Here is a 12283-nt window from a genome sequence, read left to right on the forward strand (position 1 = left end):
GAACATCTTATGCATTATTTTGTTGATTCGCATCGTATTGCACCATCATAGGTTTCGGTATTTGAATCTCATGCTGTTTAAATACTTTTAAAATCTCTTTTCTTAAAATACGTGCACCTGAAAATCCTTCTCCAGGTATCGTTTCAGCAGAAATCCACAATGTAATTTCATCTCTTGTAATGGAATTAATACCAACCACTTCTGGATTTGATATAAATAAGTAATATTTAGAACGCATTGTTTCAAAATGTTCGACTAATATCTCTTCTACTTTATCTATATCTTCTTCTACGGAAACTGGTATTTCTACCATTGACTCACCATTCGTTACTGAATAGTTTGTAATTTCACCAACACTACCATTAGGTAATGTTGTTAACTCACCTGTAATCGTATTAATTCGCATCGAACGCAAACCAATGGACTGTACTGTGCCTTCTGCAACGGTAGTACCACTACTATTGATTTTAACATAATCTCCTACATCAAATTGATTTTCAAAAATAATGAAGAAACCTGTGATAATATCTTTAACAATTGTTTGTGCGCCGAAACCAACTGCTAAACCAACAACACCAGCACTGGCAATAATGCCTCCAACGCTTATACCAAACTTACTTAAAATTGTAGTCAATACTATAAACCATACCACATATGCTACTACGTTTTGAACTAATGCTATTAAAGTTTTGGAACGTTTTTTATTCGCTTTTTTACCTCTATTTTGTATTTTAAAGAATTGTGCTATCGCTTTATTTATGAAACGTAGGACAATCCAAGCCACAATGATATAAACAAAAATCATAATAACATTCGATATCAACGTTTGATATGTCTCTGGCTTCGTTAACGGTTCAATTAACGAATAAAGGATACTTTTAATTTGATCCAACTACACTTCCTCCTTAGTCATACTCTATACCATTCTATTATAAGCAATTTTTCTATGAAATAAATCCAACTTCAGCTTTAATTTCATAAGCTATTTTATAATTAAGAACTATCTGAGTATATCCTTACAAATACATAACTATTTTCTCTCATTAAAATAATTATAGACTTATATAGTTTATTAAAAATGTATCTAGAAGGATAGTTTTAAACCTTATTCTGTAATTAAGATTTAAAATGAGGCGTTTAATGAAGCTTTATATCAATCATCACTAGATTCACGGAATATTTCTACAAATAGACTAGTGCTGCATAGATTGAAATTTTATTATTAATTTAACTTTTATGTATACCTTTAATCTTATTCTTAGGCGTAAGATAGCCTAAATAACTTAAAAAATGGCAAAAGAAAAAGAACCATAATTAAAAATTATGATTCTTTAACACCCAATTTAAAATTATACTACCAAATACTCACAAAATTCAAGTGTTTTTTAAGTTTTTTGTATAAATTTTTAAACAAGTCATATTCACTACCTCTCAAATGTATGTAGTACTATTTAAACATATTAAAAATTAATCAACATCTTTTTATAATATTTAAAATACAACTAAATTTATATAAAATTACAATAAATTTAACATATTAACACTTACGCATTAAATTTAGACACTTGGGGAATTTCCACCAAATTTAAATGTATTTATTATAATATTCAGATAAAGGGGGTGCATACAATGTTAGCAACTCTAGTAGAACAAATCCTAAACTTAGTATTAGACCAAGTAGAATAGTAATTACAAGATAGCATTTATGAAGGAGGGAATTGAAATGATCGAAAACATCGTTGAACTCATCTTCAAATCACTTTTAAAATAATCCTCGTAAATTTAGATTGAGACAATTTTACACTTTGTATAACGTCTTGAACTATGAGATTACATAACTTTTATAAGGAGGGGTATTATGCTAGGAGATATCGTACAAACAATTTTAGATTTAGTATCAAGTATTTTACCATTATAAGAACAAAACGTTAACGCTTAAGAACTCTAATTAAAGATTATGATTCTTTAACACCCAAATATATATATATATGATGATAGTCATTTTTAAGTAAACGGTTCTTCTGAATTCCTATAATTAACAAGCACTTACTGAGCCTTACATCGGTAAGTGCTTGTTTTGCCAAAAATACTTTAATTACAATATTAAAAAGCCTAATCAACTTCTATTCGGAAATTGATTAGGCTTTTTAAAATTCTAGAATTTAATTTTCATTAATAAATACTGTGAATTTTTCTATTCAGCAATTTGTTTTTCAAGGTCATTATGAAGTTTAAAAATCATCACACGTTCACCTGTACGAGAACTTAAATCAGTATGAAAGCCTTTGACTTCTTCACCAGTAATGGATAATACAATGTCATCGAGTGCTTCAATACCTGATTCCACGAGTTTTGAGCGTGTTCTTTTAATTGTTACTAGCCCTTCGTTCGTTTCACAAACTTTATACTCTGCTTGTGTTAATACACCTTGTAAACTCACAATAATCATATCGCGCAATATATCTGTTTTTACAGAAAGAGAGCCACGGCCAAGGAAGTCTTTTTCCCATTGTGTAATTGCTTTGCTGATTTCAGACTCGTAAGTGCCTTTGGTTGTTTTCATTTAGTATGCATCTCCTGTAGAACCAAAATGAGGTTAAGTTAGATTATTATTTGAATAAAGATAACATTATCATTTTTGCATACTTTTCTCCACAGTTCTACAATATCACCCGGGAAATCATTTATATTTTATTTAATAAATTAAGTACGATAAGATATCAATATGCTCATAGATTTTTAATGACATGACATTTAAATATAGCTTAATAATCCGTTGACCAGTCATGCCATTGGCCATCTTCATCAATCGTTGCTAATCTCACCCAACCGTTTTGTACTTTTTGTTGGAATGCTTTATCCGCTTCTAATCGTTCTTTCACAAAGTTTTCAGGAGCTTGGATCACTACAAGTAAACGTATAGGTGAATGGTACATTTTATCATCTGACGACATCACGGATTGCCAAGGTAAGCCTGTTAACAAGTCACTCGCATTCCCTTGCATAACACCAATGCCAGCTGTCACAGTTTGTGTTGTTTTACTACCACTACCATAATAATGTGGCGCAACTGTAGAAGCATAGTATTGTAAGTTAATCCATTGTGCTACAACTGCAGGCCCACCAATAATATTGGCTAATATACTACCATCTTGGTCGTTTTTCCAATCATAATTATGCAAAAATGCTCTGCCTTGTAAGTCACTGTGCTTTGTTAGCTCACGTTGTCCAATAATAAAGGCAGCATTTTTAGCTAATCCCCACTCTGGTCTTATCTCGCTCCAATCATTTGATAAGCGATGCGCTTCATTGACAGGATTTTTCTTCGTTACATTATTATTTGGTAATTGTTCTAAGCGTTGTTCATTAGCATAATAGCTGACGTTAGGCATTGCTGCTTCAATAGCATCATAAGCTTTTTGTGCCACTTCTGGTAATTCTGGTACATAAACCCACTCTAATGTATCCACAGAAGTCTGATGTTCTGCAGCTGCAAATACGGTCGTTTCCGGAATTTCAATACCATCGTGTGCTAGCCCTTGTCTCACTTCTGGCAAATTACACAACTGTGCTAATACTTTGCCATTAAAACCACTTGCTGCACCACCACATGCACCACAATCTAACGAGGCAGCATACGGATTATTCGCGCTTTGACTACCATGACCACACATAACAACTAAAGGTGAAAAGTCTGTCGTTAAATCCATTAAGCGTAGCGCTTGGCGTGTATAATTTAACTGCTCATCTTTTGTAAACCCTACAGGCAAACCATCTTCTCTACGATGATGATGATTAAGCGTAAGTGCTGTATCTTCTGGCTTTTGCAACCAACCTGCATAGAACTTGCGAATCACGTTGCCTACACGATTTGGTATAAAACTGCGTGTAAATGTTTGTAGTGTTAACCACGGACCACTGAGTTCTGGTAATAGTAAACTAGGCAACACGTTTTGTTTCATTTTCTTAAACGTATAAGTGACCGATTCAAGTACATGCTTACGTTGTCGGAAAATAGTTGGTTCTTTTTCCTGTGTATATTCTTTAATTTTATGCTGTGGCTTATTCATTACAGGTAAAGATGGATGGCTATGTTGATTTCCAAGTTCATTTTTGGCAATCGGCAAACCAAAGAACCCTGCAATACCTATCGTTTCAAAGGGACCTGCTGCTTCAATTTGTTTACGAAATGGCTCAGAACGTACATCTATACAAAATGCCATTTGTGCAAGTGGCGTGTCATTCTCCACCAACACTTGCTTTTCAGGCGCAATAATCTTTCTTAATTGCTGATTATAAGTTGCTTCCCAAGCCTCTAACAATAATTTACGACGTAATTGATCATTAAACTGAACGGCAAATAACACATGTTGCTGTTGTTCTTGCGTTGTTAATTTGTCCCATTGTTGTGCCGTAAAACCGCCCCATTGCATCCATGACAAAATGCAATCCGCTAATGAAATAGATTGATTCGCTGATGTATCATTTGTAGGTAAGTCTGATAAATACGGTTCCATGATTACCCACTCCATGCCTAAACGAAGCGCAAGGTAATCTAATAACAACGACTCCATTTTACTATTATTTTCATGCTGCCATAGCATCATACCTGCCCAACCTGGTAATGATAATAAATGATTCTCTAAATAATTTTGCGTGTCTGCCTCAGCAATACCTAATTTTAACAATGTGGCTCTAATTAATGACTCAGCATCATCAGGTAAAGTCTTTAACCGGGCACGTTGAGCTTTCGTTAACGCTGGATCATATTGGATTAAACGTTTCCAAGAATAGAATAATCCTTTTTCACGATGGGGCATTGTCCACCCTGATTGTGCATCATCAACAAATAACTTACACCACTTAATAACGTGATAATCCACTGTATCGATTAATTTTTTATTATTTTCATCCATTACATACGTAGACAATAACGGCGTTGAGCTTTTGACATCACTTGATAAATCTAAATCCTCTAACTGTTGTGCCAATGCATCGACTTGCCCTTGTACATGATGATTAGATTTTAAAGGATGTAATTTTAAAGCATTACGCCCATATTCCATTGCATTTTCTCTTGGTATTGCTAATGACGCTTGCTCCAACCACTGTTGGAATTGTTCCTCTATCTTACGCTCGTCTATTTCGCCCTGTTTCTTAGCTTCTAATATACTTGCTATCGCAGGATAAATATCTACTTCTCGCACTTGTTTAAGCCAATGTGCAACTTCATCAAATGTTTTATCCTCTAACCCAGACCACGGACTTCTTGCCGCAAACACTGAAATGGGCGATAACGGGACAATAACCTTACTTGCAGCATCAATTAATGTTCGAATATCATTAGGATTGTTTTGTGAAACATAGTCTGTCTCTCTATTTGCTTCCCCCATTTTAGTGTCCTCCTTTTGTTAAATATGTTTTAAGGTAGTTTGGATGACGTTCTACAGTGTCAGCTTTTGCATCCCCAATACGTACAAGCCACATATATAATATTGAAAATGCGACCGATGAACGATTACGTGCGACCCATGTACTCATTAAACTACCAATCAAGAGCATTAAAGCTACAATTACAACGACAAGCATAGGTGGTTGAACACTATTGAAAGTCATCGTATGTAAGGCGCTAGCGAAGAAGTGATGAACGATAAAGTATACTGAGCCAACGACAATGAGTATCAATAATCCCATGATACGTCCGAATTTCCCTTCTCCAAATGCAACAAGTTGTGTCCATGATACCGATAATGACCAAGCTAAGATGAGGCCACTCACTAAACGATAGCCTTCACCAGGAGATGTAAGCCAAAAACCTAAACCAATAGCCAAAGCTAATACACGACCTGATATAATCCATAAATATGACATTCTCTCACTAGCACGTCTTGGTACATTAAAGTGACGCACCGCCGAACCAGAGCGTAAGAAGAGCGTTGCTTTAAATAAACCATGTAAAATCAAATGGATAATCGCAGGAATGTATGCACCCATTGCGCACTGGATTAACATAAAGCCCATTTGTCCAATTGTAGATCCTACTAAAAGGCGTTTATAATCTACATGCACTAAACTTATACCTGCACCAATCAGTACAGAAATACTGGCAAACAATAACAATACGAATGTTGCAATGTCACCATTAAATATCGGTGAAAATCTCGCCAATATGATACTACCCGCATTCACAATACCTGCATGCATAATCGCCGACACCGGTGTTGGTGCTGCGACTGATTCTATTAACCATCTTTGAAATGGAAACTGTGCAGCTGGCACCATAACTGCTAATATAATGAGCATATTAATACCAAAACTTTCCCACGCATTAATTTGAGCTAAATTTGTAGCTGTGAAAATCGAGGTATATTGCCATTCACCAGTTAATAATGCAATCCACACTACCGCCAACAATAATGCTAGCCAACTTAACAAAAACAATTTACCGGTTACTTTTGCAGCAGCTCTTGTCACTTTCCAAGCGCTTGTTAAGCTAATTAATAGCGTTAAACCAAGTAACGTTACGCCCCAACTGATCACCATAATACGCAAATCACCTGTTAACCAAGCCATTGCGGCAAAACTAGTGGTAATTGTAAATAAAGTGAAGTACTTTCTATAACTTCGATCGCCCATTAGATACTGTACACAATAACGTTGAATGATTAAGCCTATGACTAAAACGAAAAAGGCCATTAACCATGCTAGAAAATCCGAATACCAAAATCCTACTTCTATATTTTTCGGTGCGCCTATAAGTCCGATAAATGCTACAAGTGGTGGTAAAGCCACTAAAAATATATGTATGCGCACATACGCCAATGGTATGCGTGAATTTAAAAACATGATGCCACTCAATACAGAAACAATAACAGTGATGAAAAATATTATTAACAGTATTGATACATTAAGCGATGTGAACATATTGGATTCTCCTTTCTTTTTACATTAATTTTAGTGTTACAAAATCAAGCTACTTTTATGTATAACTTAGTATGTTCAGTTATTTTCCCATTAAAAAAAGCCGACAATATACAATAAACCACGGACGGTTTATTACAATTGTCGGCTTCATTGCAACGCACTTTTTAACGAAGTGATTTGCTTTGCTACCTTATATGTATAAATGTTTATGAATTTTATAATCTAAAAATATTACATTTAATCTTATATGACGGATGATTTTAACTTTTCAACACTATTCGTACACTTTTTCAATTTGCCAATATGATTATTAACAGCTTGCTAAAGCTTTAATATCGTGAAAAAAGCAGTATTCAACGACTATATTTATTTTTATTTAATATTACAAACATATACTTATTATTCGTGATTGTCAAGAAACACAAACTTCTATAATGAATTTAACAATGCTTTTAATAATTATATATACAGCTTAAAACACGCTATTAATAATTAAAATAACATTCCTTCTTTGCTATATACTTTCTTAGTTTTTAACTTTCTCTTTTCTTATTTATCCATCCACTCAATTTAATTATAATTTTACACATTTTGTGTTATTATTTATTCAACATATGATACAGTCACATTTTATCTATTTAAATTAAGTAGGAGGATGCTTATTATGCCAAAAAAGTTATTCAATATTGATTTAAGTAAGAAAATGGACCAACAAGATCACCCTGGACATAACCGATGGCACCCAGATATTCCAGCAGCTTTTTCAGTAGAACTTGGTGAATCATTTCGTATGGAATGTTTAGATTGGACAGATGGACAAATTTCCAATAACGATGATGCAAGTGATATCAAACACGTTAATTTAAACCGTGTGCATGTATTAAGTGGACCTGTTCACATCAATGGTGTTGAACCTGGTGATTTATTAGTCGTAGATATACTAGACATAGGTACATTCCCAGAACACGAATGGGGTTTTAACGGTATTTTTGATAAAACGAATGGCGGAAGTTTTTTAGTAGATCATTATCCAAATGCTCAAAAATCAATTTGGGATTTCAATGGGATATACGCTACGAGTCGTCATATCCCTGGCGTTGAATTTGCTGGTATTATTCATCCAGGATTAATCGGTGTCGCACCTTCACAAGACATGCTTGATGAATGGAATCGACGTGAACAAGCGTTGGTCGATACTGACCCTAATCGTGAACCTGTATTAGCTAACTTACCCGAAACTGATGCAGTCGTACTAGGTGATCTTAAAGGAAATGATTTTGAACGTGTAGCAAAAGAAGGTGCAAGAACAGTGCCTCCAAGAGAAAATGGAGGCAATTGTGACATTAAAAATTTATCAAAAGGTTCTCGTATTTATTTTCCTGTATTCGTTGATGGCGCCAAACTGTCTGTAGGAGATTTACACTTCTCTCAAGGAGATGGTGAAATCACTTTTTGCGGTGGAATTGAAATGCCAGGTTGGATTGAATTACGCGTAAACGTAATTAAAAATGGGATGGAGAAATACCAAATCAAGAAAAATCCTGCATTTAAACCCGGCCCTGTTATGCCAAATTATACAGACTATATTGTTTTTGAAGGTATTTCAGTTAATGAATTTAACGGAGACCAAACATACTTAGATGCAAACACTGCTTATCGGAATGCTTGTTTAAATGCAATTGAATTCTTAAAAACGCGTGGTTTTACAGGTGAACAAGCCTATATGTTACTAGGATCAGCACCTGTTCAAGGCACCGTAGCCGGTATTGTCGATGTCCCTAATGCCTGTTGTACCATTGCCATTCCCCGGGAAATATTCAAGGGCGATATTTTACCCGAATTGGAGCCTGATGAATAATGCCAAACTACACATATGTATGTCCAAACTGTGATGAATTTACAATTCGTCAATCTATGAATGACACACACGATAACGTTTCATGTCCTGCATGTGGCCATTTATCTAAACGTGTATATACTGCTTTTCAAACTTATGGAATGGACTCAAAGTTAAAAAAACGCATCGAACAAGGACAAAAACCAAAAGTAGTCACTAAAGATAAATTACCACAAAAAAATCAAACAATCACAAACACTGCCAGACCTTGGATGGCCGGCCATTAATCTAAATATTTAATAGTATTACTAACACTCTAATCCATCATTGCTTATAATCATAAAGCAATGATGGATTTTTACACTTCAGCCTTCACTTCACCGACTCAATATATGACATTGCTTCCTTCCCTCTAATTTCATTAACCATCCTTAAAAAGCACAATGACAATAATCAACAAAAAAATATTAATTTAACTTTTAGTAGATAAAATTAATATTTTGTTAACAATTTTAATAAAACTAAAGAGAAGCTATTTTTTTAATAAAAGTATAATTTGTGATATATTTATAAAATAAGCAATATATTTATATTCAACTTACTTAATCTTTTTATTTAAAAAACAAAGGGGGCTGGTTTTAATGAAAGTTGCTATAGTCACAGGAGCAAGTAGCGGAATTGGTTTTGAAACAGCTAAAATGTTAGCTAAAAAAGACTATCGCGTTTATGCTCTTGCAAGAAACACAAAGAAAATGCAAGGTTTATCAGCATATAATGTCAAAATAATGAAGCTGGATATAACAGATTATGATGCGATTAAAGAAGTAGTTAACCATATTTTAAACCAAGAAGGGCATATAAACATTTTAATAAATAATGCTGGATATGGGTCATATGGTGCTATTGAGGACGTGTCTATTGAAGAAGCGAAAAGACAGTTCGATGTAAACCTATTCGGACTATCTGAGATAACAAGAGCTGTTATACCTTCCATGCGCGAACAAAAAGCAGGGAAAATTGTAAACATATCATCAATCGGTGGACGTATACCTAATTATCTAGGTACTTGGTACCATGCTTCTAAACATGCATTAGAGGGATACACCGAAAGCTTACGTTTAGAACTTTCTGATTTTGGCATAGACGTTATCGTTATCCAACCAGGTGGTATAAAAACAGAATGGTCTACGATTACAGCTCAAAATCTTAAATCATCTGCTAAAGGAGGAATCTATGAAGAAAAAGCTTTAACACTGGCAAATACAATGATCAAGTTAAATTCACTTAATTTATTTTATCCTCCTTCCGCTGTAGCTAAAGTTATCACTAATTCAATAGAAAGACGCATTGTAAAACCACGATATATTGTCGGTTTCCTTGCTAAGACCTCTATTTTTTTACATGCAGTTTTACCAGTTAAGCTATATAATTTTATTATCAAATAATAGATATCTAAATAATTTATGACAGGAGCGAATTTAAATGTCCACTGCAAATCTAACTTTTGCCCAAAATCATTATGCAATGTTGGAGTTATCACAACCTAATACAAGCATTTCTAATCTTTCTAATTTATTATATATCGAAAACACTTATTCTTATGATGCTATAAATAATGCATTAAATAAGCTTGTTGAAAATTTTGATGCATATAGAATTCATATAATTAATGAATCAGGTGAACTAAAACAATCTTTACAACCATTTAATTTCCAATACTTCCCAGTAGTTGAATTTACAGACGAAGCTCAATATAACGCTTGGATTGATCAACAAAAAAATAAATGCTTATTTGAATTAAATAGCGATTTATACGACTTTACAATTGTAAAAAACCCCGATGGAAAGCATTCTGTTTTCTTCACACACCACCATGCTATTACTGACGCATGGAGCATAACTCATTCTGTTAACTATGTCGCAAAAATTCTGATTGGTCATGATGTGGAACCTAATACTTATTCTTATTTAGATATCGCTAATGATGACCAAAAATACTTAAATTCTCGCCGTTTTGAAATCGATAAGAACTATTGGTTTAATACAATATCCAACTATGAAATGACTGATTTTTTAACAAAATTACAAAATTTAGATTATAAATCATTAAGAGAAACTTATTCTCTTAATGAATACGAATTTAAGTTGATTCATAAAATGTGTAGTGATTATTCTATTAGTATTAGTACACTATTTATGTCTTTGATGCATTTATATATTAGTAAATTATCAAATAAGAATCAAAATTCAATTGGTTTGATGGTACATAATAGAAGTAGTAACATCGAAAAAGAGACTTGTGGTTTGTTCACAAAAGCACTGCCATTAATCGTTGAATTAAATCCTGAGCAATCTGTTGAAAGTTTTATAAACTTAGTTAAAAAAGAAAACTTCAAATTACTAAAACATAGAAAATTACCTACAACAGTATTGATAGAACAAAACAAAGAGAAAGATGTACCGAGCTTGGCTGACTTTGCTATTTCATATCATAATATGCAATATGATAATGAAATTACAAAAGAAGGGTTTAAAGAGGAATGGTTATTAAATGAAGCAAACCTTTACAACAAATTAAATATGAATATTAGTAATAGAAATAATGATAATACATTGCATATCGATTATGACTTCAGTACATGCTACTTAACCGAGAAAGATATTGAACAAATCCATTATAGTTTAGTAGATATTTTAGTTCAATTTTATAATAACCCGCACGCACGTTTAAACGACATAGAAGTTGTTACTTTTAAAAGCGGTCGATAATTTATGATGAACGTTACTTTGTTTTGCATCCCATTTGCAGGAGGGAATAAATTTATATTTTACCCTCTAAAGAATAAGCTTCACAAGGATATTGATTTAAAATCCTTAGAACTTCCAGGTCATGGAGAAAGGTTAAATGAGCAACCTCTTCTCACAATTGAAGATATGGTCGATGATTTAACCAATCAAATTATTAAAGAAAAGCCTGAACAATATATAATATTAGGTTACAGTTTAGGAGCCATCTTGGCTTATGAAATTTACTTTAGATTACATAAATCTCATCATATTCTTCCTAGCCATATGATTCTTTGTGCTTGTGAACCTATTGGATATGCTAAGCATAATAATATAAATAATATGAGTGATTTTGAATTTAAAAAGTTTATAAAAGATAAAGGTGATACTCCTGAAGAAGTCTTGAATCACGAGGAATTATGGGAAATTGTTGAACCTGCTCTTAAAAACGATTTTCTCGCAATAGATAACTATCATAATAGTTATGAGAAGAAGAAAATGAATACTACACTTTCTATATTTGTAGGTGAAAATGACACTATAGCTAATCATACTTTGTACAAATGGTCGAATCTAACAAGTGAACATGTAGAATATAAATTCTTTCAAGGAAGTCACTTATTTATTACTGATGCTTACGACCAATTAAGCGAAGAAATAAAATTAGTTTTAAATTAAACCGCTTTTAATTTCCAAAGTTTATTCATACGTTAAAAATAAAAATGAGGTAGCAAA

Annotated in this window: 9 protein-coding genes; 5 read left to right on the forward strand and 4 right to left on the reverse strand. The window is 33.2% G+C overall.

Annotated features, from left to right (window positions below):
• Nucleotides 1-7 precede the first annotated feature (7 nt).
• The 4 genes from AAA453_RS00510 to AAA453_RS00525 all read right to left on the reverse strand — a co-directional run bounded on the left by AAA453_RS00510 (nucleotide 8) and on the right by AAA453_RS00525 (nucleotide 6924).
• A complete protein-coding gene (locus AAA453_RS00510; protein WP_285324075.1) occupies nucleotides 8-892 on the reverse strand; it encodes a mechanosensitive ion channel family protein in 885 nt (294 codons plus the stop codon).
• A 1302-nt stretch (nucleotides 893-2194) separates the two neighbouring features.
• Nucleotides 2195-2563, reverse strand: a complete 369-nt coding sequence (locus AAA453_RS00515) for a DUF2294 domain-containing protein (RefSeq protein WP_002506093.1) — start codon at nucleotides 2561-2563, stop codon at nucleotides 2195-2197.
• Nucleotides 2564-2765: 202 nt separating this feature from the next.
• Nucleotides 2766-5393, reverse strand: coding sequence for a DUF2309 domain-containing protein (locus AAA453_RS00520; protein ID WP_427705560.1), 2628 nt, complete (start codon nucleotides 5391-5393; stop codon nucleotides 2766-2768).
• 1 nt (nucleotide 5394) lies between these two features.
• Nucleotides 5395-6924 carry an NADH dehydrogenase subunit 5 gene (locus AAA453_RS00525; RefSeq protein ID WP_427705562.1) on the reverse strand — a complete coding sequence of 510 codons (1530 nt, stop codon included), beginning with the start codon at nucleotides 6922-6924 and terminating at the stop codon, nucleotides 5395-5397.
• Nucleotides 6925-7588: 664 nt separating this feature from the next.
• Between AAA453_RS00525 and fmdA the strand changes: the two genes are divergently transcribed.
• The 5 genes from fmdA to AAA453_RS00550 all read left to right on the forward strand — a co-directional run bounded on the left by fmdA (nucleotide 7589) and on the right by AAA453_RS00550 (nucleotide 12226).
• Nucleotides 7589-8782, forward strand: coding sequence for a formamidase (gene fmdA / locus AAA453_RS00530; protein ID WP_069816623.1), 1194 nt, complete (start codon nucleotides 7589-7591; stop codon nucleotides 8780-8782).
• Nucleotides 8782-9048, forward strand: a complete 267-nt coding sequence (locus AAA453_RS00535; protein WP_069816621.1) for an FmdB family zinc ribbon protein — start codon at nucleotides 8782-8784, stop codon at nucleotides 9046-9048. Before fmdA ends, AAA453_RS00535 begins: the two co-directional genes overlap by 1 nt.
• A gap of 354 nt (nucleotides 9049-9402) precedes the next feature.
• Complete coding sequence (locus AAA453_RS00540) at nucleotides 9403-10206, forward strand: oxidoreductase (protein WP_069816619.1); 804 nt, start codon at nucleotides 9403-9405, stop codon at nucleotides 10204-10206.
• Between the two features lie 37 nt (nucleotides 10207-10243).
• Nucleotides 10244-11530 carry a condensation domain-containing protein gene (locus AAA453_RS00545; protein ID WP_427705564.1) on the forward strand — a complete coding sequence of 429 codons (1287 nt, stop codon included), beginning with the start codon at nucleotides 10244-10246 and terminating at the stop codon, nucleotides 11528-11530.
• Nucleotides 11531-11533: 3 nt separating this feature from the next.
• On the forward strand, nucleotides 11534-12226 hold the full coding sequence (locus AAA453_RS00550; RefSeq protein ID WP_427705566.1) for a thioesterase II family protein: 693 nt from the start codon (nucleotides 11534-11536) through the stop codon (nucleotides 12224-12226).
• Nucleotides 12227-12283 lie beyond the last annotated feature (57 nt).

The organism is Staphylococcus parequorum, assembly GCF_039237145.1.
Lineage (GTDB): Bacteria > Bacillota > Bacilli > Staphylococcales > Staphylococcaceae > Staphylococcus > Staphylococcus equorum_A.

Bases quoted from the DNA above. Each gene is read 5' to 3' on its own strand.
- AAA453_RS00515 (WP_002506093.1), bottom strand. From the start codon at position 2,563: ATGAAAACAACCAAAGGCACTTACGAGTCTGAAATCAGCAAAGCAATT.
- AAA453_RS00520 (WP_427705560.1), bottom strand. From the start codon at position 5,393: ATGGGGGAAGCAAATAGAGAGACAGACTATGTTTCACAAAACAATCCT.
- AAA453_RS00525 (WP_427705562.1), bottom strand. From the start codon at position 6,924: ATGTTCACATCGCTTAATGTATCAATACTGTTAATAATATTTTTCATC.
- fmdA (WP_069816623.1), top strand. From the start codon at position 7,589: ATGCCAAAAAAGTTATTCAATATTGATTTAAGTAAGAAAATGGACCAA.
- AAA453_RS00535 (WP_069816621.1), top strand. From the start codon at position 8,782: ATGCCAAACTACACATATGTATGTCCAAACTGTGATGAATTTACAATT.
- AAA453_RS00540 (WP_069816619.1), top strand. From the start codon at position 9,403: ATGAAAGTTGCTATAGTCACAGGAGCAAGTAGCGGAATTGGTTTTGAA.
- AAA453_RS00545 (WP_427705564.1), top strand. From the start codon at position 10,244: ATGTCCACTGCAAATCTAACTTTTGCCCAAAATCATTATGCAATGTTG.
- AAA453_RS00550 (WP_427705566.1), top strand. From the start codon at position 11,534: ATGATGAACGTTACTTTGTTTTGCATCCCATTTGCAGGAGGGAATAAA.